The 25,658-nt window shown below is 51.0% G+C and carries 23 protein-coding genes and 1 tRNA gene; all 24 read left to right on the plus strand.

Features of this window, described 5'->3' with window-relative positions:
* Positions 1-66 precede the first annotated feature (66 nt).
* The 24 genes from spoVT (at position 67) to B1728_RS34445 (ending at position 25,657) form a co-directional block, all read left to right on the plus strand.
* Positions 67-609, plus strand: coding sequence for a stage V sporulation protein T (gene spoVT / locus B1728_RS34330; RefSeq protein WP_079914922.1), 543 nt, complete (start codon positions 67-69; stop codon positions 607-609).
* Between the two features lie 207 nt (positions 610-816).
* Positions 817-2,487: a putative polysaccharide biosynthesis protein gene (locus B1728_RS34335; RefSeq protein WP_079914923.1), complete on the plus strand. Its 1,671-nt coding sequence runs from the start codon at positions 817-819 to the stop codon at positions 2,485-2,487.
* Positions 2,488-2,607: 120 nt separating this feature from the next.
* Complete coding sequence (gene yabN, locus B1728_RS34340; RefSeq protein ID WP_079914952.1) at positions 2,608-4,086, plus strand: bifunctional methyltransferase/pyrophosphohydrolase YabN; 1,479 nt, start codon at positions 2,608-2,610, stop codon at positions 4,084-4,086.
* Between the two features lie 79 nt (positions 4,087-4,165).
* The gene (locus B1728_RS34345) at positions 4,166-4,438 is read left to right on the plus strand and encodes an HU family DNA-binding protein (protein WP_028551916.1); all 273 of its coding nucleotides are present in this window, start codon (positions 4,166-4,168) and stop codon (positions 4,436-4,438) included.
* Positions 4,438-4,707: an RNA-binding S4 domain-containing protein gene (locus B1728_RS34350; protein WP_079914924.1), complete on the plus strand. Its 270-nt coding sequence runs from the start codon at positions 4,438-4,440 to the stop codon at positions 4,705-4,707. Before B1728_RS34345 ends, B1728_RS34350 begins: the two co-directional genes overlap by 1 nt.
* Before the next feature lie 386 nt (positions 4,708-5,093).
* On the plus strand, positions 5,094-5,378 hold the full coding sequence (gene yabP / locus B1728_RS34355; RefSeq protein WP_079914925.1) for a sporulation protein YabP: 285 nt from the start codon (positions 5,094-5,096) through the stop codon (positions 5,376-5,378).
* On the plus strand, positions 5,375-5,944 hold the full coding sequence (yabQ, locus tag B1728_RS34360; protein WP_079914926.1) for a spore cortex biosynthesis protein YabQ: 570 nt from the start codon (positions 5,375-5,377) through the stop codon (positions 5,942-5,944). The genes yabP and yabQ overlap by 4 nt, the downstream gene beginning before the upstream one ends.
* Before the next feature lie 22 nt (positions 5,945-5,966).
* The gene (locus tag B1728_RS34365) at positions 5,967-6,305 is read left to right on the plus strand and encodes an FtsB family cell division protein (RefSeq protein WP_079914927.1); all 339 of its coding nucleotides are present in this window, start codon (positions 5,967-5,969) and stop codon (positions 6,303-6,305) included.
* Positions 6,306-6,519: 214 nt separating this feature from the next.
* Positions 6,520-7,044 (plus strand): S1 domain-containing RNA-binding protein, encoded by a 525-nt coding sequence (locus B1728_RS34370; protein WP_079914928.1) that lies wholly within the window; start codon positions 6,520-6,522, stop codon positions 7,042-7,044.
* 235 nt (positions 7,045-7,279) lie between these two features.
* A tRNA-Met gene (locus tag B1728_RS34375) sits at positions 7,280-7,353 on the plus strand.
* 644 nt (positions 7,354-7,997) lie between these two features.
* Entirely contained in the window at positions 7,998-10,442 is a 2,445-nt protein-coding gene (spoIIE, locus tag B1728_RS34380) for a stage II sporulation protein E (RefSeq protein ID WP_256865627.1), read from the plus strand.
* Between the two features lie 142 nt (positions 10,443-10,584).
* Positions 10,585-11,358: a vWA domain-containing protein gene (locus B1728_RS34385; RefSeq protein ID WP_079914930.1), complete on the plus strand. Its 774-nt coding sequence runs from the start codon at positions 10,585-10,587 to the stop codon at positions 11,356-11,358.
* Positions 11,342-12,253: a protein kinase domain-containing protein gene (locus B1728_RS34390; RefSeq protein ID WP_079914931.1), complete on the plus strand. Its 912-nt coding sequence runs from the start codon at positions 11,342-11,344 to the stop codon at positions 12,251-12,253. Before B1728_RS34385 ends, B1728_RS34390 begins: the two co-directional genes overlap by 17 nt.
* A 17-nt stretch (positions 12,254-12,270) precedes the next feature.
* A complete protein-coding gene (gene tilS / locus B1728_RS34395) occupies positions 12,271-13,725 on the plus strand; it encodes a tRNA lysidine(34) synthetase TilS (protein ID WP_256865628.1) in 1,455 nt (484 codons plus the stop codon).
* A 39-nt stretch (positions 13,726-13,764) separates the two neighbouring features.
* Positions 13,765-14,304, plus strand: coding sequence for a hypoxanthine phosphoribosyltransferase (hpt, locus tag B1728_RS34400; protein WP_079914932.1), 540 nt, complete (start codon positions 13,765-13,767; stop codon positions 14,302-14,304).
* 70 nt (positions 14,305-14,374) lie between these two features.
* Entirely contained in the window at positions 14,375-16,318 is a 1,944-nt protein-coding gene (ftsH, locus tag B1728_RS34405; RefSeq protein ID WP_079914933.1) for an ATP-dependent zinc metalloprotease FtsH, read from the plus strand.
* Between the two features lie 404 nt (positions 16,319-16,722).
* Positions 16,723-17,661, plus strand: coding sequence for a quinolinate synthase NadA (gene nadA / locus B1728_RS34410; protein ID WP_079914934.1), 939 nt, complete (start codon positions 16,723-16,725; stop codon positions 17,659-17,661).
* Positions 17,662-17,755: 94 nt separating this feature from the next.
* Positions 17,756-19,369 carry an L-aspartate oxidase gene (gene nadB / locus B1728_RS34415; RefSeq protein WP_079914935.1) on the plus strand — a complete coding sequence of 538 codons (1,614 nt, stop codon included), beginning with the start codon at positions 17,756-17,758 and terminating at the stop codon, positions 19,367-19,369.
* Positions 19,362-20,231, plus strand: coding sequence for a carboxylating nicotinate-nucleotide diphosphorylase (gene nadC, locus B1728_RS34420; protein ID WP_079914936.1), 870 nt, complete (start codon positions 19,362-19,364; stop codon positions 20,229-20,231). Before nadB ends, nadC begins: the two co-directional genes overlap by 8 nt.
* Positions 20,228-20,992, plus strand: a complete 765-nt coding sequence (locus B1728_RS34425) for a type III pantothenate kinase (RefSeq protein WP_079914937.1) — start codon at positions 20,228-20,230, stop codon at positions 20,990-20,992. The genes nadC and B1728_RS34425 overlap by 4 nt, the downstream gene beginning before the upstream one ends.
* A gap of 53 nt (positions 20,993-21,045) precedes the next feature.
* Positions 21,046-21,915, plus strand: a complete 870-nt coding sequence (gene hslO, locus B1728_RS34430; RefSeq protein ID WP_079914938.1) for an Hsp33 family molecular chaperone HslO — start codon at positions 21,046-21,048, stop codon at positions 21,913-21,915.
* 74 nt (positions 21,916-21,989) lie between these two features.
* On the plus strand, positions 21,990-22,922 hold the full coding sequence (locus tag B1728_RS34435) for a peptidyl-prolyl cis-trans isomerase (RefSeq protein WP_079914939.1): 933 nt from the start codon (positions 21,990-21,992) through the stop codon (positions 22,920-22,922).
* Positions 22,923-23,059: 137 nt separating this feature from the next.
* On the plus strand, positions 23,060-23,998 hold the full coding sequence (cysK, locus tag B1728_RS34440) for a cysteine synthase A (protein ID WP_079914940.1): 939 nt from the start codon (positions 23,060-23,062) through the stop codon (positions 23,996-23,998).
* A gap of 111 nt (positions 23,999-24,109) precedes the next feature.
* Positions 24,110-25,657, plus strand: coding sequence for an anthranilate synthase component I family protein (locus B1728_RS34445; RefSeq protein WP_079914941.1), 1,548 nt, complete (start codon positions 24,110-24,112; stop codon positions 25,655-25,657).
* The last annotated feature ends 1 nt before the right edge of the window (position 25,658 follow it).

Here is a 25,658-nt window from a genome sequence, read left to right on the forward strand (position 1 = left end):
CCATTTGTATACACCGTGCTATCCAGTCGAATCTAACTCTTCAAGGAAAGCGAGGCATCTAGAAATATGAAAGCAACTGGAATCGTTCGTCGTATTGACGATTTAGGAAGAGTGGTTATCCCTAAAGAAATTCGCCGCACACTAAGGATTCGCGAGGGAGACCCGTTGGAGATTTTCGTGGATCGCGACGGGGAAGTTATTTTAAAAAAGTATTCTCCTATCGGAGAATTGGGCGATTTCGCCAAGGAATATGCGGAGTCTTTATTTGAGAGCACGAATCATATTACGATGATATCCGACCGGGACACCATTATCGCAGTGGCCGGAGGATCGAAGAAGGACTACTTGGAGAAGCAAATCGGTCCCTTGGTGGAAACGTGCATGGAAAACCGCAAGTCGTCGATGGAGAGCGGAACGGGTCAATACGAGATATGCAAGGATATAACGGAAACGTACTCCTCCTATGTCATCGCCCCGATTGTGGCCGGCGGAGACCCTATCGGCTCCGTTATCCTTGTAAGCAAGGACGAGAATGTGAAGATGGGGCAAATGGAAACGAAAATGGCGGAGACCGCCGCTGGATTTTTGGCTAAACAGATGGAGCAATAGGTGATTCACGCATGCGCAGTTCATAAGCTTCCTGACAAGCGGATCCTTTATGGGAGACGAAAGTTGGGAAGCTTTTCGCTGTTAGAGCGGGGGTGCGGAGCCCGTAGCGCGAATGGACAGCCCTTTCGTTACAACAGACGATATTATATAATGATGAAATTAACAGGGCTGTACATAAGGAGCCGGGATGGGGAATGAACGAACCGGATGAAAGAAGAACCGAATAATGCAGGCGGCCTGAAGGCAACCGCCGTACCTTCCTTACTGCGGGGGGCAGCCGTGCTGGGCATCGCCGCTATCGTATCGAAGCTGATCGGAACGATGCAAAAAATTCCGCTGCAAAATATAGCGGGCGACGGCGTATTCGGCATTTATAACGCTGTGTATCCGCTCTATATATTAATATTGTTTTTGGCTACGGCCGGATTTCCGCTGGTCGTATCCAAATTTGTGTCCGAACAGGCCGTTGCCGGGCGGCATCGGGAGGCGCGACGCGTACTCAAGGTAGCGTCTTCGGTGCTGGCCGTCACGGGCATGCTGTTCTTCGCATTATTGTACTGGGGAGCCGATTGGATTGCTGCCCTGATGGGAGCCGAACAGACGAGCCCGGCGATCCGCAGCGTCTCGTTTGCCCTTTTGTTTGTGCCGGTGATGTCGGCCTTGCGCGGCTATTATCAGGGCTACCAAAATATGATGCCGACGGCGGTTTCCCAAGTCGCTGAGCAGACGGCACGGGTAGCTGTGATGTTCCTGCTGCTGCTCCTGTTCGTCCATTGGCAGTATGGGCCAGAGCTGATTGCTGCGGGGGCCACCTTCGGTTCTGTCGCCGGCGCGGTAGCCGGGCTCATCGTCATGCTGTGGTTTTGGAGGAAGGCCGATCCCTCTCGCGAGCGGCAGGAATCGCTGCCAGGCGCGGACGACGGCTATGCGCCGGAGAGCAATGGGAGATTGGTTCGGCGTCTGCTTGCCTATGCGATCCCGATTTGCCTCGGTACCATCGCCATGCCGATATTGACGCTGGTCGATTCTTTTACGGTTCCGCGGCTACTGAAGCTGGGCGGAGCGGATGAGTCGGAGGCGCTGCTCCGCTTCGGGCTGTACAATCACGGGCTTCCGCTAGTACAGCTTGTCGCCATGATTGCTTCCTCGATGTCGGCGGCGCTCGTCCCGTCCATCGCCGAAGCCCGGTGGCGGGGCGACAAGGAGGCGCTGCAAAGCCGCACGCGGATGTCGATCCGGCTGACGTGGCTGATCGGGATGGCTTCGTCCTTCGGCTTGGCCGTCCTGGCGGAGCCGATCAACGTCATGCTGTTCAAGAGCCCCGAAGGCTCGTGGACGATGTCGATCCTCGCCTTCACGGCCTTATTCAGCACGCTGAACATCGTGGCGTCCAGCGTGCTGCAGGGCTTCGGCGCCGTCGCCGCTCCGGCGCTGTATCTGCTCGCCGCGGCGGCGGTCAAGACCGCGGGCAACATCGCCCTCGTGCCCCTCTGGGGCATCGATGGCGCTGCCGCCGCGGCTGTGGCCGCCTACGCGCTCGCAGGCTTGCTCGCGCTGGCGCACGCGCTCTCCGCCGCCGGCGTCAAGCCGGCCCTAGGCCGCGCGGTCATCAAACCGGTGCTGTGCACCGGCTTGATGATTGCGGCCGTGCTGGCCGTGACGCACGGGCTGCCCGCGCTGCTCGGCGCGCTCCGCCTGAGCCTGCCCCCGCGGGGCATGGCTACGGCGGTCGCGCTCGCAGGCGTCGCGGCCGGAGCGCTCGTCTACGCGCTCGCGCTTCTGCGCCTCGGCGTCATTACCGCCGCCGAGCTGGAATCGGTTCCGAAGCTGGGCGGCAAGGCGCTCAAGCTTCTGCGCAAATGCAGGCTGCTGCGATAAATAAGCCGGCCGTCCTCGTTGCGAGGACCGCCGGGAGAGTCCCGGCAGCGCATGATTCACAAGGCATATCCGGCTCACGCCGATAACAGATATGAACAATTGAAGGAGGCGAATGCCGACATGAAACCGCACATTACGGTAGTCGGACTAGGGTCGGGCGACGAAGATCAATTGACGCTCGGCGTTTGGAAGAAGCTGAAGCAGGCCGATCGGATCTACCTTCGCACCGATCAGCACCCGATGGTGAAGCTGCTGAGGGAGAACGACATCGCATTTGAGTCGTTCGACAAGCTCTATGAAAGCCGGGATACGTTCGAGCAAGTGTATGAAGCCATTGCGGACGAGCTGCTGCACAAGGTGAAGGAGGCCGGCGAGCTCCTGTATGCCGTTCCCGGGCATCCGATGGTAGCGGAGATGACCGTCCAGCTGCTGAAGGCACGCTGTCCGGAAGCCGGTATCGAACTTACGCTGCTTGGGGGAGAGAGCTTCCTGGATCAGGCTTTTATCCGTCTCGGCTTCGATCCGATCGAAGGCTTTCAGCTGCTTAACGGAACCGAGCTGTCGGTTCATGCCCTCAATCCGCAGCTCCACACGATAATCGGCCAGGTCTACGATACGTACTCTGCCTCCGATGTGAAGCTGACCCTGATGGAGCTGTACCCGGATGATTGGGAGGTTGTCGTCGGCCATGCCCTGGGCGTACCGGGAGAAGAGGCCATTCACCGCATTCCTCTTTACGAGCTGGACCATTTGCAGGATTACGGCAACTTGTCGCTGGTCTGGATCCCGCGTTCGGATGAGGACCGGCTGCGCAACCGTACCTTTGCCCGCCTGCACGAGATTGTCGAAATATTGAGAAGCCCCGAAGGGTGTCCATGGGACCGTGAGCAGACGCACCAGTCGCTGCGCAAAAACCTGATCGAAGAAGCGTACGAGGTGCTCGAGACGTTCGATGAGGACGATCCGGACCATATGGCGGAAGAGCTTGGCGACCTGATGCTGCAAATTATGCTTCATTCCCAGATCGAAGCGGAGGAAGGCGGGTTTACCGTATGGGATGTCATTGCGGGGCTCAATGAGAAGCTGATTCGACGCCATCCTCATGTATTCGGAGAAATGAAGGCCGAGGATGCGGACGAGGCGTTAAGCAACTGGCAGCAGATCAAGCAGGAGGAGAAGCGCCGTAAGGGCATAGATCCTGATGAGCTTCCTATTCTATCCGGCGTTCCTCGCGAATTGCCGGGACTCATGAAGGCCTACAAGCTGCAGAAGAAGGCGGCGGCCGTCGGCTTTGACTGGTCGGAGCTGGGCGATGTGTTGAAAGTTGTCGAATCTGAGCTGGTCGAATTGCAGGAAGCTATTAGCTCCTTGTCGAAGAAAGAACAGCAGGAAGAACTCGGCGATCTGCTGTTCTCGATTGTAAATTTGGCCCGTTTCCTGAAGATCGAGCCCGAAGAAGCCATGTCTGACGCCAATCGCAAATTTTTTGACCGTTTTGGCTATATCGAGCGGCAGCTGCGTTTAAAGGGTAAATCTTTTGACCAAACTGATTTACAAGAGATGGAATCTTTGTGGCAGGAAGCAAAAAAAGTTTTATAAATCGACAACGGCTAGCAGGAATTTCCTGATGAACAAAGAATACATAGCATTAGTGTTATTTTGAGGAGGAAATGTATCCATGAACAAAACAGACTTGATTAACAACATCGCTGAGAAAAGCGGCATGACCAAGAAGGACGTTGAAACCGTTCTGAACAACTTCCTGGGCGAAGTAACCGAAGCTCTTTCCACCGGCGACAAAGTACAACTTATCGGCTTTGGCACCTTCGAAACTCGCAAGCGTTCCGGACGTACGGGCCGCAACCCGCAAACCGGTAAAGAAATCAACATTCCTGAATCCGTAGTTCCGGCTTTCAAAGCAGGTAACAAGCTTAAAGAAGCGGTAAAATAATGCGCCTTGATAAATTTCTCAAGGTGTCCAGGCTGATCAAGCGTCGTACGGTCGCCAAGGACGTGTCCGATCAAGGACGTGTTTGGATCAATGGAAAGGACGCCAAGCCAAGCAGTGCGGTTAAGGTCGGCGACGAGCTGAAAATTCAGTTCGGCCAGAAAATCGTAACCGTGCGTGTAGAACAGCTGTCCGAATCGACCCGCAAGGAAGATGCGGCTGCTATGTACACGCTGCTTAGCGAGGAAGCTCGTAAAACCGAATTATGGTAACGCTAAAGAGACTGAATCCTTCAGTCTCTTTTTTGACCCCCTAATAGAGTTAGATGATGTCTATTTGGCGGTGAATCAGCTTCCAATTCCGGGCCTCACTTTGTGGGGTTATTTTGGTTCTATTTCGGGACATCCCTCCATATTTTTAAGTAAACAAGCTTTGCTCGTGAATGCTTGATGATTCCATGTTTCATAAGGCGGAGGGCAGTGTAACGAACCGGAGAGTTTACGTGTCGCCTTTGAAAACGGGTTGTACCAGAAAAAATCTTATGATCAAGGAACCCGTTTTCAACAGCGACCGGAGGTCGTTACACTGGCCCGCAGCCTGGCCGAAACATGTAATCCTTTGTTCATTCACGAGCAAAGCTGCCAGGAGGGATCGTATCATGGCAATCGAGCCGGGAAAAGTAAAACGCCAAGAAATCAAGATGCTCAACCGTAAGCTGCTTGAAGTATCCGGCGTCATGAATGTAGAGAGCTTTGATAGTGAGGAATTTTTGCTGGAAACCGAGTTTGGCTATCTTATGATTAAGGGGCAGAACCTGCATATCAAAAACTTGAGTTTGGAGCAGGGATTGGTTGCGATTGAAGGTTTGGTGAACGAGCTGGCCTATTTGGACACAAACTCCCAAGGTAAGCCCAAGGGATTTTTCGGTAAGCTGTTTAAGTGACCCTTCAGGTTCAATTCGTCACGATGGGCATGATGCTTCTTGGGGGACTTTCGCTAGGCGGACTTTTCGATCTGTATCGGGTGCTGGCCGGCCAGCTTCGAGCGCCCCGGTATGCCTATTACCTCCTTGACATCTTCTTTTGGTGCATCGGGACGCTCCTTATTTTCAAGCTGCTCTACATGAGCAATTTGGGACAAGTGCGGATGTTTATTTTTATCGGCTTGCTTGTTGGGGTGGGGATTTACTTTCTGCTGTTTAGCCGAACGGTGATTCGTGTCATTATGTGGATGATCCGATTGGTTCAGGCAACGATCCGTTTGGGAATACGGCTGTTCCGGGTATTTATTATCATTCCGTCGATTTGGCTATATAGGGCTACTGTCGTGTTTTTAGGATTTTTACTGGCCATAGCTATTTTCCTGTATAAAGTTATGCTACAATTACTCTATCCTATGTGGAAATTGCTGCTATGGCTCGTGAGGCCGCTCGGCAAGTGGTTCCGTATGCCTACATGGGTAAACCAAGCAGGTCGAAGCATTGCGTCATTCTTTCGTCGCTTTTTTTGACCGGATAAGGAGGATTGCACAGTTGACGCGAGCAGTTCCGGCAGTAAGCAAAGAGACAAAACCGAAACCGAATAACAAAGGCTCTTTTCGGAGACGCCGGTTAGTCCTCATTATTTTTGCATGCTTTATGAGCTGGGCTGGTGTAACTCTGTGGAATCAGATCGATAAGCTAAAGGACCGCAGCGAGAAAGTGATTGCTCTGGAGCAGAAGAAGAAGGAAACCGAGCAGGTGAACCAGGACAGCAAGCGGGAGATAGCAAGATTGAACGATCCTGAATATTTGGAACAAAAAATTAGAAAAGAGCTGCACTACGTGAAGCAGGGAGAAACTCTCTTTTATGTCCCGAAGGAACAAAAGTAAACAAGTGTCATAATCCTTCTGTTGACCGTATTGCGGCCAGTACGTTATAATCTGCATTGTCAGGGTTTTTGTTACCATCGTAAGAATGGTCTCGTTATCTTTTTACGGGCTGTATCTTATTGGCAATAAGGCCTACCTCTAAGCGCGGTCGCTCATCTTCGAAAGGCCTCGATAGAGGTTTTCTCAATTATTTAAGGGAGGAACATTTTACTTTATGGCAATTGAAGTGGGCAGCAAGCTGGAAGGAAAAGTAACGGGCATTACTCACTTTGGGGCGTTTGTAGAGCTGCCTGAGGGCGGTACCGGCCTTGTGCACATCTCGGAGATAGCAGACAACTATGTTAAAGATGTTAATGATCATCTGAAGTTGAATGACATGGTTACCGTCAAAGTGATTAATGTGGACAAAGACGGCAAAATCGGGTTATCGATTAAGCAAGCCGTAGATAAACCGGTAGAAACAGCGAGGCCCGCTCGTTTTGAAAGACCTAGTGGCGGTTCCAGTGGCGGCGGCAATTTTGGCGGCGGCGATCGTGGAGATCGTGGACCACGAGGCGGTGGCGGCGGTTTTGGTGGCCGTGGAGGCGACCGTGGTGGCCGTGGGGGTAAACCTCCTGCTGGCAAGTTAACATTCGAAGACAAAGTGTCACGCTTTTTGAAAGATAGCGAAGAACGTATTTCGTCCCTGAAGAAGAATACAGAAGGTAAACGTGGAGGCCGAGGAGCACGACGCGATTAATGATACAAAGTAAGCCGTACGGGCATGTGAATGCTTGTACGGTTTTTTTAACTCTATAAGACTTCACGGAAAAAGATCTGAATCAGCATCGAAGGCAATCCCCACTTTGTGGGGTTCACTCGGGGCTCCCCGCAAAGTACTTGAATCAGCATCGAAGCTAAACCCCACTTTGTGGGGTTCAACACCAGCTATCTTGACAAACGCTGCGGCGGTAGTATATAATTCTGATTGTTGTGGCGGTGTAGCTCAGCTGGCTAGAGCGTACGGTTCATACCCGTGAGGTCGGGGGTTCGATCCCCTTCGCCGCTATAGAAGATACAAGAAGACACCCTTTCCGAAATCCGATTTCGGGAAGGGTGTTTTTCGTTGTCATGCAGCTTTTGTGGCTCATCCAAAATACCTGAACCAGCTTCGATGCCGATGCCTGCTTTGCGAAGCTATTTTTTTTCAGCAATTTCGTTATTAGCTCCGTGCTCTGGCAGAATTCGTGTCATTCCATGGCAAGTGGTGAGACGTTTCGGGCGAATCTTGCCCATTTGACCATTTTAAGCTCAGGGGAGTGGAAAGTTGTGGAATAATATCCCAATCCATGTCGGCCGATGAATCCCGTTTCAGTTGTTTTGTCGTATCGTTAAAGAGCCCCCGGTGAATCGACACCATGTAACGGCAATAGAGGAGGCTTGACCAGTTCATAAGCCGAACACTCGTTTGGGTATGTGATAAATTCCGTACCCTGCCATAGTCCTTCACGGCTGTCTATATAAGGGCTGGCGCCGACTCGGCCCGGCTTCTTTTTTTTGTCGGAAAAAACTTTTGCTCTACCAACTCATTCTGACAAACTTTATAGTAGACTGCCCATATACTAGAACCACTAAATAGTCTATGGGTGGTGTTCAGGAAATATGCAAAGAAAATTAAATGCCGGTCAAGTTGGAATCGTTTGGAGTCGTTGGATGCAATCAGGGAAAAGCCGTATTACCAGCATCGTCGTGGAAAATCGCTTGGTTCAATCCGTCGTTGCCAAAAAATGGTCCATTCTTCTTTTGTTTATGGCATTTTTATTGGGAAGGGCAATGATCCTGGATCAGCTGGCGCCGTTCGCCGTAGCCTTCTTTGCGGTTATGTATTTCTTGCGAAGGGAGCTGCTGTTCTGGACGGGGACCTTCCTGTTGGCCGGCAGCATCTTCTCGGCTGCTCCTGCACACGCAGGCTATATTGCTGCACAGATGCTCGTCTTTCTTCTCATCCAAAAAGGGGTCGAGAGGTTTGAACGATCCGATATTTCTTATGCACCGGTCATTGTATTTTTCTCCACCTTCTTCGTCCAGCTCTTTGCCAGTTTGGTCAATACGCAGCTGAGTGGTTATGCGTTCTTGATGATTGGAGTGGAGTCGCTGCTCAGCCTCATACTGACGCATATCTTTTTGCAGGCGATTCCGGTGTTTACCTTAACCCGCAAAAATTACAGCTTAAAGAACGAGGAAGTCATATGTCTTATTATTCTTCTCGCTTCCGTGATGACAGGGACTGTGGGCTGGTTGGTGGGGCCGGTTACCGTAGAGCATGTACTGTCACGCTATCTCATATTGCTGTTCGCCCTGGTGGGAGGGGCTCCGTTAGGGGCATCCGTCGGGGTCATTACCGGATTAATCCTTAGTCTTGCCAATACCAATGCCATCTACCAGATGAGTCTTCTTGCTTTTGCCGGTATGCTGGCAGGCTTATTGAAGGAGGGAAACAAACTAGCGGTATCGCTCGGCATGCTGCTGGGCTCATCTATTCTCACGATTTATATCGGGAACCAATCGGAGGTGTTGAATTCAACCTGGGAATCGCTGGCTGCCGTTATTTTATTCATCTTTACACCGAAAGCGGTAATTCAAATGCTGGCCAAATATGTGCCCGGCACTCAGGAAAATTTGAAATCCCAGCATGACTATGCCAAACGGGTGAGAGATGTTACGGCAAGCCGCGTGGAGCAATTCAGCGAGGTGTTCCGCCAGCTGTCGCGCAGCTTCAAGCAAATTACGGCGGATGTGCAGCCGCTTCAGAAGGAGGAGGAGGTCGGGCATTTTATGAATTCGGTCGCTGAGCAGTCCTGCAAGGGCTGCTGGAAGCGAAGCCAATGCTGGGATGATAAATTTTATCAAACCTATAAATTTATGACCGATATGATGACGGAGGTGGAGGTCAGGGGGCCGCTCGCAAGAAAGCATATTTTGCCTCAATGGAAAAAGCACTGCATTAAGCCGGATCAAGTGCTTGAGGTGATGAAGCATCAGTACAGCCTGTACAAGAACGATCAGCATTGGAAAAAACAGATCATGGAGAGCCGCCAGCTGGTGGCGGAGCAGCTATCTGGGGTCTCGCAGGTGATGGAGGACTTGGCCAAGGAAATCAAACGGGAGGGCCAGGAGCTGTTCATGCAGGAGGAACAGATTCGCAGCGCATTGGAGGAGCTGGGGCTATCCATCCACAGCATCGACATTATAAGTCTGGACGAAGGGAACGTGGAAATCGAAATTATCCATCAATACACGAAAGGATTTGATGAATGCCGCAAAATCATAGCGCCATTGCTTTCTGAAATATTAGGAGAGCATATTGCCGTCAAGAATGAACAGGCGCTTGAACGCAAGGAGGGGTACAGCACTGTAGTGTTCGGCTCGGCTAAGGAATATGAAGTCGAGACCGGTATTGCCGGCGCCGCCAAGAACGGCGATTTGCTGTCGGGAGATAGCTTCAGCGCCGTAGAGCTCGGCAACGGGAAGTTTGCCGTCGCTTTAAGCGACGGCATGGGGAATGGTGAACGGGCCCGGGCGGAGAGCAGCGCGGCACTCAGCATATTGCAGCAGCTGCTGCAATCGGGCATGGAGGAGAAGCTTGCGATCAAATCCGTCAATTCCGTTCTGATGCTGCGCTCGTCTGATGAAATGTATGCGACAGTGGATGTTGCACTGATCGATTTATATAATGCGAATACGACCTTCTTGAAGATTGGTTCGACGCCAAGCTTTATTAAGCGCGGCTCGGAGGTATTCCCCATTTCGGCAAACAATTTGCCGGTAGGGATCGTGAACGACATTGATGTCGATCTGGTAAGCCTGCCGCTGCAGCCGGGGGATATTCTGATTATGATGACCGATGGGATTTATGATGCGCCGGGCCATGCTGTCAATAAGGAGCTTTGGATGAAGCGGGTGCTGTCGGAAATCCATACTGATGTTCCGCAGGAGTTTGCGGATATTTTGCTCGAGCGGGTCGTCCGCTACCATCACGGCAATATATATGACGATATGACCGTCGTTGTCGCCCGCGTGGAGAAATACCAGCCGGAATGGGCAACGTTCCGCTGGCCCGGGCTGCAGCGGATTGAACGCCCCAAGACGGTCAGTTAACCTATGGACAGGCGCTTTCTTCTCTGACTGAGAGAAAGTGCCTTTTTGTCGCGGCCGGTCGACTTCTCCCTTAAGTTTAGGAATCTCGCAAAATGGAAAAACTAGAGATCATACTATTCGTTATAGGGAGGAAGAGGCATTTATGAAGCAAATTATTTTAATAACGGACGGCTGCTCCAACGTGGGCGTCAGTCCTGTCATTGCCGCCGCCCACGCCAAGGCGGAAGGGATTATCGTCAATGTTATCGGTTTGATCGATTCTAGTGAAATCGGAGAGCATGGCATAGAGGAAATCAACGAGACGGCCAGCGCGGGAGGCGGGCTCAGCCGTATAGTGAACGCATCCGAGCTCTCGCAAACGGTTCAAATGATGACGCGTAAAACGGTAGTGCAAACCATTCAGCAGGTGGTTGGGAAAGAGCTTCAGCATATTTTAGGAGACTCCAAGATTGAAAGTCTTCCTCCGGACAAGCGGTCGCAGGTCGTTCAGGTCATGGATGAGCTGTCCGAATCGTCTTCCTTGCAGGTGGCGCTGCTCATCGATACGAGTGCCAGCATGAAGCCCAAGCTGCAGGCGGTGAAAGAAGCGATCTATGATTTGCAGCTAAGCATTCAGGCGCGCAAAGGGGACAGCGAAATGGCCGTTTTTCATTTTCCGGCATCGGTTTCCGGCGAGGATGAGGTCGAAATGGACCTCGGCTGGACGCGGGACCTTGCAAATCTGAACCGTTTGTTTTATAAATTAAACATGAAGGGTACGACCCCGACCGGGCCTGCGCTTCTCAAGGTCATCCAGTTCATGACAGGAGCCGGGGAAGGGCTGCACCGGGATCAAACCTTCGGGCGCGAGGAGCCGTCCGGAACAGCGAGCAAGCATAAAGGCGAGGATGGGATTCTGAGTGACTACGTCGTTTGAGCCGTTCGCGGCTTCCGGAACGGTCGTTATCGGCAAGTGGAATAAGCGGCAATACCGGATCGAGCGCCTGCTGGGCGCAGGGGCCAACGGCAAGGTATATCTGGTCAGGCGGGGCAAACTGCATTACGCGATGAAGACCGGCTTTGACGCTGTGGATCACCAGTCGGAGGTCAACGCGTTGAAGGCATTGTCGCGGTCGAATACGTCGTTTCGGCAATATTTGCTCGACGTGGATGATTATCAACGGGACGGCCAGGATATTCCGTTCTATGTCATGCCTTATTTCAAGGGATCATCCATCGGCGATTTTATGAAGCTTAACGGCCGGGATTGGATTTATCTGATAGGCTTGAACCTGCTGCGCAAATTGGTAGAGCTGCATAAGGAAGATTACATATTCGGCGATATCAAGATGGAGAACCTTATCGTCTCGGGATACGGTGACGTTGATTTGATCGATTTTGGCGGAGTTACCCCCAAGGGGAATGCCGTCAAGCAGTTTACAGAGGTGTATGACCGCGGATTCTGGGGAGCTGGAAGCCGCACTGCGGATGAGGCATACGATTTGTTTGCCTTTGCGGTGCTCCTGATCAGCAGCACCGATTCCGAGCGCCGGCTTGCGGGAATCAAGCAGGTGCTGCCGCAAAACCGGAATGCGGACATGCTGCTCGACATGCTGCAATCGAACAAAGCCTTAAGCCAGGCTGCCCCTGTGCTGCGCAAGATGCTGCTCGGGAAATATTCGACATCGAAGCAGGCTTTGGCGGATTGGCGGAGGCAGAGCTACCCGAGACCGGCCAAATCTCCGCGTTCTACAGGGGGAACCTGGCTCAAAGTTTGCTTCGCGGCTTCGCTCGTGGTCTTCGGCTTGACGGTTTATATGTATTGGTCGTGAGGAAGCATAACGGCCGTATGAAAGGATTTATGGCGATGGATCTGGTATCAAGGATTGAGAGGCAATTGAAAGACGAACAGCTGCTTTGCCGAGGGGACAGTATCGTTGCTGCGGTATCGGGGGGACCTGATTCCATAGCCATGCTGCATGTCCTTTTTTTGCTGTCCGAACGATGGGAGTGGCGATTAACGGTAGCGCATGTCAATCATCAATTCAGGGTGGAGGAGTCCGCAAGGGAAGCGGAGTTCGTCAAGGACTTTTCCGACAGGCTTGGCCTTCCGTGTGAAGTTGCCGTCATCAACGTGCCCCAGTATATTCAGGATACCGGGATGAACGCGCAGGCGGCCGCCCGCGAGCTGAGGTACCGTTTCCTGCAGGAAACGGCCGCCAGGTTGGGCGCGGGGAAGATTGCTCTCGCCCATCATGCGGATGATCAGGCGGAGACCATGCTGATGCGGCTGCTCCGCGGTACGGGACCCTCCGGCCTGGCAGGAATCCCTATTCGGCGGACCGAACGGAATGTGGAACTTGTGCGCCCGTTGCTCCGTATATATAAATCAGAGCTGCTGGACTACTGCCATCATCATCAGCTTACTTATTTTATGGATAGCAGCAATCTGAGTACGAAGTATCTTCGGAACGAAATCCGTCTAGAGCTGCTGCCGATGCTTCAGCAAAGATATAATGATCAGCTGCCGCAGGCGCTCAATCGGCTGTCAGTTACAATGGCTGCAGAAGATGATTTTCTGGATCAGCAGGCATCCGCCATATTTGAACAAAATGTGGCCGTAGAAAGCGATTTCGCACAATGGTCAAGAAATTGGTATGCCGGGGTACATGTTGCTTTACAAAGGCGATTGATTAAACTAATATTAAATTATCTTTCTTTTGAGGCCGATTCCCTTGATTTTACCAAGCTGGAGCAAATGAGGGAGCTAATCGTCAAGGAAGAGCCTTCCAACCAACGTATCGATATAGGACATAATCTGACGCTAACAAGGGAATATGACCGTATCCAATTACATACTTATGTGGTACCGCCTAAGCCCTACCTGTACACGTTACAGCCCCGTCAAGGAAGCTTGACCGTTTCCGAAACGGGAGCGGTTATCGAATGCGCTTTGTTGGAAGAGGCGGGGAAGTACGAGCGTAATTCCGGGGACAGAGCCTCGGAGTGGTTCGATGCAGATTTGCTGGCATTTCCGCTGACGGTGCGCAGCCGCGCTGACGGGGACAGAATGAACCTGTTCGGACTAAACGGGTCGAAAAAAGTAAAAGATATTTTCATCGACGCCAAGATTCCGCCGAGTCTCAGAGCCAGAATACCTGTCATCGAGGATGCGGAGCACCGCATTATATGGCTGCCGGGGATTAGAAGATCCTCGTGGGCTCCGGTAACCGGGAATACGAAAGCATGGCTTCACTTGAAACTTTGCATGGAGGAAGGTTTTTTGTCCACTGTGTTAAGATAGCATTACAAGATCATTTTATTCCAAGTAGGAGGTTCTCTCTTGCAAAACGACATTCAAGAAGTACTTTACAGCGAGCAACTGATTCAGGACAAAGTAAAGGAGATGGGCCAACAAATAAGCCGCGATTTCGAAGGACGCAATCCGCTAGTCATTTGTGTACTGAAGGGTGCGTTTATTTTTATGGCGGATTTGGTTAAACAGATTACAGTGCCCTTGGAAATTGATTTCATGGCAGTTTCCAGCTACGGTCAATCGACCAAATCGTCCGGGGTCGTCAAAATTATTAAGGATCTCGACGTTCCTGTAGAAGGACGGCACATTATTATTGTCGAAGACATTATTGATAGCGGATTGACCTTGAGCTACTTGATCGACGTATTGGAGCGCCGCAACGCTCTTTCCATTACGGTGGCCGCACTTTTCGATAAGCCTGGGCGTAGAACTGTGGAATTGGACGCAGACTATAAAGGGTTCGTTATTCCTGACGCGTTCGTTGTTGGATATGGTTTGGACTACGCGGAGAAGTACCGCAATTTGCCGTATGTCGGCATACTGAAGCCCGAGGTTTACTCCCATTAGCATTTCTTGTGATGCCAAGACTTGCTGTGGTACAATATACAAAGTTGCCGTTTTTGAGAGGAGGTAGGGGATGAATCGAATTATTCGCAATACAGGCTTTTATTTGCTCATTTTTTTGGTCACTGTCGGTATCGTTCACTTTATCAGCACACAGAATGACCAGAAAGACGTAATCAGCTACGATAAGCTCCGACAGGCCTTAATCAGCAAAAATGTGGAATCGGTCAGTTTGAGATATGACGGACAAACATACTTGGTTCGCGGTAAATATAAAACTCCAGAGTCGCCGGATAAGAAGAATTTCGAAACCCGTGCGCCTTACGACCAAGAAACCGTTACTTTGATCGAGAAGAGCGACGTGCCTAACATCGTCATCGAGAAAATGGAAGGGGACAATGTCTGGATCAGTTTCCTTACCTCCATTATTCCGTTTGTCATTATTTTCATCCTGTTCTTCTTCCTGTTGAATCAGGCACAGGGTGGCGGCGGTAAGGTGATGAATTTCGGAAAAAGCCGCGCGAGGCTTTATAATGAAGAGAAGAAGCGCGTGACCTTTGAGGATGTAGCGGGGGCAGACGAAGAAAAGCAAGAGCTTGTGGAAGTAGTCGAATTTTTGAAGGATCCTCGTAAGTTTGCTGCCGTAGGAGCCAGAATTCCTAAAGGGGTTCTGTTGAATGGTCCTCCGGGAACGGGTAAAACTTTGCTGGCGCGAGCGGTTGCCGGTGAAGCGGGAGTTCCGTTCTTCAGCATAAGCGGTTCCGATTTCGTAGAAATGTTCGTCGGTGTGGGTGCATCCCGTGTCCGCGATTTGTTCGAAAACGCTAAGAAAAATGCACCTTGTATTATATTTATAGACGAGATTGACGCTGTAGGTCGTCAGCGCGGTGCCGGTTTGGGCGGCGGTCATGACGAGCGGGAGCAGACTCTCAACCAGCTCCTCGTGGAGATGGACGGATTCGGAGCGAATGAAGGGATTATTATCGTCGCGGCTACCAACCGGCCGGATATTCTAGACCCTGCGCTGCTTCGTCCGGGACGCTTTGACCGTCAAATTACGGTGGATCGTCCGGATGTCAAGGGCCGTGAAGCGGTACTCAAGGTACATGCTCGCAATAAGCCTTTGAATAAAGACGTTAAACTGGATGTGCTGGCGAGATACACAACAGGCTTTACAGGCGCTGACCTGGAGAACCTGCTGAATGAAGCTGCTCTGATTGCAGCCCGCCGCAACCGGAAAGATATCTCTATGGAAGAGCTGGACGAAGCGTTCGACCGCGTTATTGTCGGTACGCAGAAGAAAGCTCGCGTCATCAGCGAACGCGAGAAGCGCATGGTGGCTTTCCACGAAGCCGGGCACACAATTATCGGCTACCATTTGGAGAATGCCGATATGGTCCACAAGGTTACGATTATTCCTCGCGGTCGTGCAGGCGGCTATGTCATGATGCTGCCTAAGGAAGGCGAAGACCGGATGATGAATACCAAGAACGAGCTTCTTGATAAAGTTACCGGTTTGCTGGGCGGACGCGTATCCGAGGAGCTGTTTATCGGCGAGATCGGTACTGGTGCGTACAGCGACTTCCAACGGGCAACCGGCATTGTACGCAAGATGATTATGGAATACGGCATGAGCGATAAGCTGGGTCCTATGCAGTTTGGTAATGTTCAGGGGCAAGTGTTCCTGGGCCGTGATTTCGGACATGAGCAAAACTACAGTGATGCGATTGCCTATGAAATCGACCAAGAGATGCAGACGATCATCCGCAGCTGCTATGCCAGAGCAAAAGAAACGCTTGAGAAGTACGCGGATCAGGTTCGCCTGATTGCCGAAACCTTGCTCGAGAAGGAAACCCTCGAGAAAGAACAAATCAAGCAGCTCATCGAGAACGGCAGGCTGGATGATGCCGGCTCTGAAGTGAAGGTGAACATTGTCGGTCAACAGCAAACGGCAGATGCCAACAAGCTGGACTTCGACAAAGGTACTTCCGATGAGGAAGATAAAGAGAACAAATAAAGAGACACAGAACCGGAAGGCGAATGCCTTTCGGTTTTTTTTGCGCCGTAGCTGTCTAGACACCACTTTCCCGTTAACAGATAAACAACTTGTTTACGAAACGGGGGGTTGCTGAAGCGAAGTCTTAAGGTCTCAACTTTATGGAAGTACATCAGCGAGACAATGCACCCATTTTCACTGTCTTTATTTAGCCTTAACATAGAAACTGGACACTAGAGACCAAAGCACGGAACAACACCGTCATCTGCTGAATGAATTCGGGTATTTTGTTGTTATTTGAGCATTGACACCACCGGGGATGTTGTGTAAATTAGTTGTAAATCTTCAAACAATATGTGAACATTTTCACGACTTAGTTGTTAAATAAAAAGGGGCATAGGGACGGAAAGGATGGTAATGCGACGATGGAAGCATTAGCTCTGGAGCGCAAGGAAGAACAGAAAAGGGAGCTTAAGGAACGAATTGCTCAATTGAAGAAGGAACGCAACGCTATTATTCTTGCTCATTATTACCAACGTGATGAAATCCAGGAAATTGCTGATTTTCGCGGCGATTCTTTTTTGCTGGCCCAAAAGGCGGCATCGACCGACGCTGACGTTATTGTATTTTGCGGTGTTCATTTTATGGGCGAAAGCGCAAAAATACTGGCTCCGAACAAAACTGTTCTGATACCGGATGAGAGAGCGGGCTGTCCGATGGCCGATATGGTCAATGTGGATGGACTCCGTGCACTGAAGAAGCAGCATCCGAATGCCAAAGTGGTAGCTTACATTAACACTTCGGCAGATGTGAAATCCGAAACCGATATTTGCTGTACCTCGGCTAATGCTATCAAAGTCATTAACTCCGTCGACTCCGATGAGATCATCTGGGTGCCTGATAAAAACCTGGGTGATTACGTTTCCAAATTTACGGACAAAAAAGTCATTATTTGGGAAGGATATTGCAACACTCATGACATGTTAACCGTCAAAGATGTAGAGGAAATGAAAGCTCTCCATCCGAATGCCCAATTTGTGGTTCATCCGGAATGCCGCCCTGAAGTGGTGAAACTGGGTGATTTTGTAGGCAGTACGACAGCCATTATCAAGTACTGTAAGGAATCTGACTGCCAAGAATTTATTGTTGGCACGGAAGACGGTACAGGATATCAGCTTCGCTTGGATAGTCCGAATAAGAAGTTCCATTTCGCAACAAAATATTTGGTTTGTCCGAATATGAAAGTCAACAACCTAAAAAAGGTTGCCAAATGTTTGGAAACGATGCAGCCGCAAATTTATGTACCGCCGCACATCGCAGAACAAGCCAAGGCGTCCCTGGAGCGCATGCTACAAGTGAAGTAGCATGCGCTACTCTCTTGTTTGTGTCAGTATGCATAAGCTCTATTTCCTTTGAAGCTTTTAACCATTTTTGGGCATTAAAGAAGGAGAGCGTATCATGATTCCACGTTATTTAGTCGACTTTCAACTGGACGAGCTGCCTCAAGTACATACAGATGTCATCGTCATCGGTGCGGGTATCGCCGGGCTTTTTACCGCTATTAAAGCCAGTCAGCATTTTAAAGTGCTGATGGTCACCAAAAAGTCGCTGTTGGACAGCAATACACGCTATGCTCAGGGGGGAATCGCCGCCGTAATTTCCGACGAGGACTCCCCGGAATACCACCACCAGGATACGCTGAACGCCGGGGCCGGGTTGTGCTCCTCAGCCGCGGTCAACGTCTTGGTGCATGAAGGCCCTGCCGGAGTTCAAGACCTGATTCAGATGGGGACGCAGTTCGATCTGGAGGATGGAGTGTTTGCCCTGACCAAGGAAGGGGCGCACAGCCAACGCCGGATTTTGCACGCTCATGGAGACGCAACGGGTGCGGAAATCGTCCGCGCCTTATCGGAAAAGACGAAGCAGCATCCGAATATCGAGCTGTGGGACGATCATTTTGTTATTGATCTGATTACGCAAGACGGGGAATGCTATGGAGCATTGGTTCAAAAGCCGGACGGGCAAAAAGTATTTGTACGGGCTAACGCAACCATCCTGTGTACTGGAGGAGCCGGGCAGCTGTTCCGGTATACGACGAACCCGGATATTGCGACTGCCGACGGAATCGCTATCGCGTATCGTGCCGGGGCTCTCATTCAGGATATGGAATTTGTTCAATTCCATCCGACAGCGTTATGCTACCCGGGCGCTCCAAGGTTTTTGGTTTCTGAAGCGGTACGCGGCGAAGGGGCTATATTAAGAAACATTAACGGCGAACGCTTTATGGAGAAGTACGATCCTCAGCTGGAGCTGGCCCCCAGGGACATTGTAGCGCGAGCGATTGTCAACGAAATGGAGCAGACGAAGTCGACCTTCGTTTATATTGATTTTACCCATGAATCGGAAGAAACGGTGAAGCACCGGTTCCCGACGATTTATGAGTTTTGCTTGAATTACGGCCTGGACTTGTCCTCCGACTGGATTCCGGTCGCTCCTGCCGCTCACTATATGATGGGCGGGGTCAAAACCGATCTGTACGGCGAAACCGAGGTTGCAAGGCTGTTTGCTTGCGGTGAGGTTTCCTCTACAGGAGTTCACGGGGCCAACCGGCTGGCGAGCAATTCCTTGTCAGAGGCGATTGTGTTCGGGCGCAGAATCATAGAAAGAATTCATCAGCTTTCCCCTGTCGGATCCGTTCCGTCCATTTCGTCCGAGTCCAATCGGACAGAGCATGCCAAGCAGCCGATTGTGGAAAGAAGGCTTAAGCTGCAAAAGGTTATGCTGCGCTATGTAGGTCTCAAAAGAAATGCGGCAGGGCTGGAGAAGGGCTACGAGGAGCTGAAAAGGCAGATTTCGATCTATGATACCTGCTTGTCGAAGCGCGAGGATTATGAATTCGCCAATCTTCTTACCTGTGCGCTTCTTACGACGCAAGCCGCTTTGATTAGAGAGGAAAGCCGAGGGGGACACTATCGGGAGGATTTCCCCGAAAAAGATGACCTCCACTGGAGAAAGCATACGGTGTTCCATCGCGAGCACGGCATTACGGAGGGACGTATTGACGATGTATGAGCTGCAAATGGATTTAGTGAAGAAAAGCTTGAAAATGTGGCTGGAAGAGGATATCGGTATGGGCGACGTAACGACCATGTCGACCATTCCTCCCGGTCAGCAATCCAAAGGGATTATTCATCTTAAGGATAACGGGGTTATCGCAGGCCTGCCGATTGCTGAAGCCGTATTCTCCCTTGTCGACGAACAGCTTCGTTTTGAGTCCAAGGTGCAAGAGGGACAAGCTGTCAGCTACGGAACTGTATTGGCCGAGGTGACAGGAAGCACCCGCAGCATTCTGCTGGGCGAGCGGCTGGCATTGAATCTGATGCAGCGCATGTCAGGCATTGCGACTCGGACGAGACAATACGTAGACGCCCTGCAAGGATTGCCGGTCCGACTTGTGGATACGAGGAAGACGACGCCCGGTCACCGTCTGCTCGAGAAATATGCGGTGCGTATCGGCGGCGGTCATAACCACAGATTTGGCTTGTACGATGCGGTCATGATTAAAGATAATCATATTAAAGGCGCAGGCGGGATTAAGGAGGCGGTTCTGGCCGCACGCTCCCAGATTCCGCATACGATGAAGATCGAAGTGGAAGTCGAAAGCATGGAGCAGCTGGAGGAGGCTTTGAGCGCGAAGCCGGATATCATTATGCTGGACAACATGAAAACGGATCAAATGCGTGAAGCGGTTGTACGCATGAAATCCCAGGCTCCGCATATTCTTGTAGAGGCATCAGGATCTGTAAACCTAGACACTATACATGCCATTGCTTCTACGGGGGTAGACGTCATTTCCGTCGGTCGATTAACCTATTCGGTGCAAGCCTTGGATATCAGCCTGGATTTGAATGAGCGGAAAGGGGGAGCATCATGATACTGGCGGTGGATGTAGGGAATACGAACATCGTATTAGGCCTTTATGAAGGGGACCAGCTGCTGCATCATTGGCGATTAAGCACTAACCGCTCCAGCACGACCGACGAATACGGAATGATGATTTACAATTTGTTTCAGCATTCGGGGCTTGAGCTGGATCAGATCGAGGGCATTATTATTTCCTCCGTCGTTCCGCCGCTCATGTTTGTTCTCGAACAGTTATGTTCAAAATATTTAAAGAAAACCCCGCTTATCGTCGGACCGGGTATCAAGACAGGACTGAACGTTCGTTACGAGAATCCGCGCGAAGTCGGAGCGGACCGGATCGCGAACGCAGTCGCTGCTATCGAGCTTTACGGCGCGCCATGCATCGTTGTTGATTTTGGTACGGCAACAACCTTTGATTATATTGATGCATCCGGCCAGTATATTGGGGGAGCAGTCGCACCGGGTGTCGGCATTTCTACCGAAGCCCTGTATCAGCGTGCGGCAAAGCTGCCGCGGATTGAACTTGTGAAGCCCAAATCGGTCGTTGGACGCAACACCGTCGCTTCGATGCAGGCAGGTATCATTTATGGCTTTGCCGGGCAAGTGGACGGAATTGTGGGGCGTATTCGCGAGGAGCATAACGCCCAGGCGAAGGTTATCGCTACAGGAGAAATGGCCGAGCTTATAGCGAGCGAGTCCCGTACTATAGAGAAGGTGAATCCGCTTCTGACGCTTCAGGGGCTGCAGATGATCTATCAGCGTAACCAATAGGAATTGGATGAACGCATCCTAATCAAACCAACCAGCATAGAAAGGGAACCTCAATGCGTGATTATTTAATTCGAGCAACGGCGATGGGCGGCAAGGTAAGAGCCTTTGCCGTATGCTCTACCGGAATAGTAGATGAGATTAGCAAACGCCACCAAATGACTCCAACCACAACGGCGGCGCTGGGAAGAACGATGTCGGCAGGCCTGATGATGGGGGCTATGCTGAAGGGTGAGGAGAAGCTCACCATCATGATTAAAGGCGGAGGCCCCATCGGTCAGATCGTAGTGGACGCCAATGCCAAGGGAGAAGTACGCGGCTATGTAGCCAACCCACAGGCGGATCTCCCTCTTAACGCGGTAGGTAAACTCGATGTAGCAGGTGTGGTCGGCACCGAGGGCTACATTAGTGTTGTGAAAGACCTGGGGCTGAAAAAGCCATACAGCGGGAGCGTTCCTTTGATCTCCGGAGAGCTTGCCGAAGATTTTACATACTACTTTGCCACATCGGAGCAAACGCCTTCGGCGGTTGGCTTAGGGGTGCTTGTAGGCGTAGATTATGCCGTTACTTCTGCAGGAGGCTTTGTGATCCAGCTTCTGCCCGGATTGAAGGAGGATGAAATCTCGCTCATCGAGCAGCTGCTTTCGAAAGTTGAGCCTGTATCCGCCCTACTTGAACAAGGGCTGGATCTGGAGCAGATTTTGCAGCGTATTGTTCCTGATGTTGAGGTGTTGGAGGAAATGGACGTATATTTCCGCTGCCAATGCTCTCGGGAACGCGTGGAGCAAACCTTGATCTCATTAGGACGTGACGAACTGGAGCAGATCCTGGAAGAGGACGGGAAATCCGAGGTCGTCTGTCATTTCTGTAACGAACACTACACCTTTGACGAAGAGGATTTAAAATCTATCATCAATCAGCTTTAACCGGACGATATAAAGGTTGAGACAACCTATTGGAATACCAATAAAGCAATAGTGACCATACGAGGGGATTAGGAATGCGAAACATTAAGATACTGTGGGGAGTCGTAGCGGTTTTGTTCATTGCCGTTGTCATCCTTTCCTCCGTATTGTCTGCCGATCTAATCAACCAACGACATGTCGACATGAGCCCGGATCAGACGAAGCAGAACCCGTCAGTAAAAGTCATCGCAACTATCGGAGATAAGACCATTACCAGCATGGAATTGGAACAACAGCTGCTGCAAAAGCATGGCCGGGAATTGTTGAATCAAATGGTGGATCATGAAGTCATTCGCATGGAAGGCAAGGCATTGGGCTTGTTTGTGGAGGAAAGCGAAATCCAGAAGGAACTAAAACGCATGCAGCAAGGCTATGATAATGAAGGACAATTCTATGAATCGATGAAGGTCCAGCTGGGACTGACGCCAGAGGCTCTTAAAGCCGATATTTACGACAAGCTGCTTCAGGAGAAGATCATTACGAAGGATATTATTGTTTCGGATGAACAGGTCAATGCCTATATCCAGTCCCATCCCGAAGAATTTAAAGCGGCGGCCCAGCTTCGTTTGCAGCAGATCGTCGTAAGCAGCAAGGATCAGGCGGCCAAAGTAGCGGCTGACGTAAGCAAGGGGATTGAATTCGCCCAGATTGCCAAAGACCGGAGCTTGGATGATGCGACACGCGATAACGGCGGGGATCTGGGATGGGTGGAGGAAGACGACCCTTTTATCGCCCCGGCCATTCTGAAAGCGGCTAAACAGCTTAAGCCAGGCGAGGTAAGCAAACCGATCGACTTGAACGGGCAGCTTTATATTATCAAATTGAAGGATCGGAAGGAGCAGCCTAAGGAGAGCAAGGAGACGATCATGGAAAGTGTACGCAAAGAGCTCGCTCTTCGTGCAGCGCCGCCGCTTAAGGACGCGATAAAAAAGCTGCGGGAAAAATATAAAGTACAGGTTATGCTGTAGCTGGGGCAATCCTTTCTGGTAAACACATCCACAAAATGATATTGACAACCTAAGCTCCGGTTGATAAGATATTATTATAATACCTACCAATTTACTCGGATATTATACATCATATCTATTTTAGGAGGAACGTCAGGATGGCAAAACTAGTTCAGAACATAACACAATTAATCGGTGGAACCCCGTTAGTCAAACTGAATCGCGTTGTGCCGGAAGGCAGCGCAGAAGTGTATGTTAAGCTGGAGTATCAAAATCCGGGTGCGAGCGTAAAGGACCGTATCGCCATCAGCATGGTGGAAGTAGCCGAGCAAGAGGGCAAGCTGAAGCCGGGTGATACCATCATTGAGCCGACAAGCGGTAATACGGGAATCGGCCTGGCCATGGTAGCTGCAGCTAAGGGTTACAAAGCCATTCTGGTGATGCCTGAAACGATGAGTATAGAGCGCCGCAACCTGCTTCGTGCATACGGTGCTCAATTGGTACTGACTCCTGGAGCGGAAGGCATGAAAGGCGCTATCAAGCGCGCGGAAGAGCTGCTGGCCGAGAATCCGACTTATTTCATGCCGCAGCAATTTAAAAACCAAGCGAACGTGAAAATCCACCGTGAAACAACAGGTCCGGAAATCGTGGAAGCCATCCAATCCCACGACGGTAAGCTGGATGCATTCGTGGCCGGTATCGGAACCGGCGGTACCATTACGGGTGCGGGCAGCGTGTTGAAAGAAAATTTCCCTAACATTAAAATTTATGCGGTTGAACCAAGTGCATCTCCGGTATTGTCCGGCGGTAAACCAGGTCCTCATAAAATCCAGGGAATCGGTGCAGGTTTCGTTCCTGATATCCTGAACACTTCGGTGTACGATGAGGTCATTCCTGTCGAGAATGACGATGCATTCGAGACCTCCCGCCGTGTGGCCAAAGAAGAAGGGATCCTTGGCGGTATTTCTTCCGGTGCGGCTATTTTTGCAGCATTAAAAGTTGCCAAAGAATTGGGTCCGGGCAAACGGGTCGTCGCTATCCTTCCAAGTAACGGTGAAAGATACCTCAGTACGCCATTGTATCAATTCGAAGACTAATAACGAAAAAGCAAAGGCCCTTCCATCGAGAGGGGCTTTTTTTCGTTTGCAATATCAAGTATACTTAGTCCAAAACTTATGAATGAGAAGCAAGGAGGGGCGTCCGTTACGATGATAACCTACGAACAATGGCGGCAATGGGCGGGCCGCTATACGATGCTTCCCTACGTACGGCGTTACCCCTTGAAGGAAGATCGGTTGATTTCTTGGGAAACGGCCTGGGAGCAAGCGTCACCGGGTTCCTTTGTACTGGAGAGCGGAAAGGGAGGAAGGTATACCTTTCTAGGGTTAAAGCCGGTATCTGCCATCCGTGGCAAAGGAATGCGAACCGTCGTTCATCATGAAGACGGCACCGTGACCGAGGGAGAAGGAGCGCCTCTTGAAGCGGTAAAGCAATGGATGGCTGAATACCGCTCACCTGCTGTTCGCGGTCATGGGCTGCCCAAATTTCTGGGAGGCTGCGTCGGCTATTGGGGCTATGATGTCGCCCGTTCTATCGAGAGGCTCCCGGAGACAGCCTCGGACGACCTGCCGGTGCCGGACTATGCTTTTGCCAGATTCGACCGGATTTGGATTATCGACCATGAGGAGCAAGTGCTGTATTGTGCCGTTCACAAGATGAGCACGGAAGAGGCTGACGCCTTGGCCGAGCTTTACCGTGAAGCGGAAGCGGACGCAGACCGGATGAAGCGCCAATGGGATCTCGTTGCAGCCGCGAATCGAACGGAGAAGTATAGGGCCCTCCGTGAAGGCATGATGGAACGTATACATCAAGACCTGCTTCATATCGACGTCGACTCCATTGAAGGCATTCAGGCGGATTTCCCGAGAGAAGCCTACATTCAGGCGGTTCAACAGATTCAGCGCTATATCGGGGCTGGAGATGTGTTTCAGGTCAATTTGTCTGTCAGACAGCATAAACGGCTGCATGCTTCGCCTGAGGCAATCTATGAATGGCTGAGGGTCGTTAATCCGTCTCCTTACATGGGACTGCTGCGGTTCGGGGACTTTCACATTGTATCGGGATCGCCGGAGCTGCTGGTTCAGCTTGAAGAGGATACCGTGAGGACCCGGCCTATCGCCGGAACCCGGCCAAGAGGGAAGGATGCCGAGGAAGACCGGCACCTGGCGGATGAATTGATCCATCATGAGAAGGAACGTGCGGAGCACATTATGCTGGTCGATTTGGAGCGCAATGATCTGGGGAAAATATCTACCTACGGTACGGTAAAGGTCAAAGACTTCATGGTCATCGAATATTATTCCCACGTCATGCATATCGTCTCGCAGGTAGAAGGGAAGCTGGCGCCGGGCAAAGAAGCTTACGATGTCATTGCGGCAGCATTCCCCGGCGGAACGATTACAGGGGCTCCCAAGGTTCGCACGATGGAAATAATCGAAGAGCTTGAACCTGTGCGCAGAGGCCCATATACAGGGTCTATCGGATGGATTGACTACAATGGCGATATGGAATTTAATATTATTATACGGACTTTGGTCATGGCGGAAGGGATAGGCTACGTGCAAGCCGGAGCCGGCATTGTGATAGACTCCGTCCCTGAGAAGGAATATACCGAATCCATCAACAAGGCTAAAGCGATGTGGAAAGCAATTCAATATAGCGAATGGAATGAAAAAATGGAAGCGCGGGGGGTATAAA

It is taken from the genome of Paenibacillus sp. 32352 (assembly GCF_002042965.1).
Taxonomy (GTDB): Bacteria; Bacillota; Bacilli; order Paenibacillales; family NBRC-103111; genus Paenibacillus_S; species Paenibacillus_S vulneris.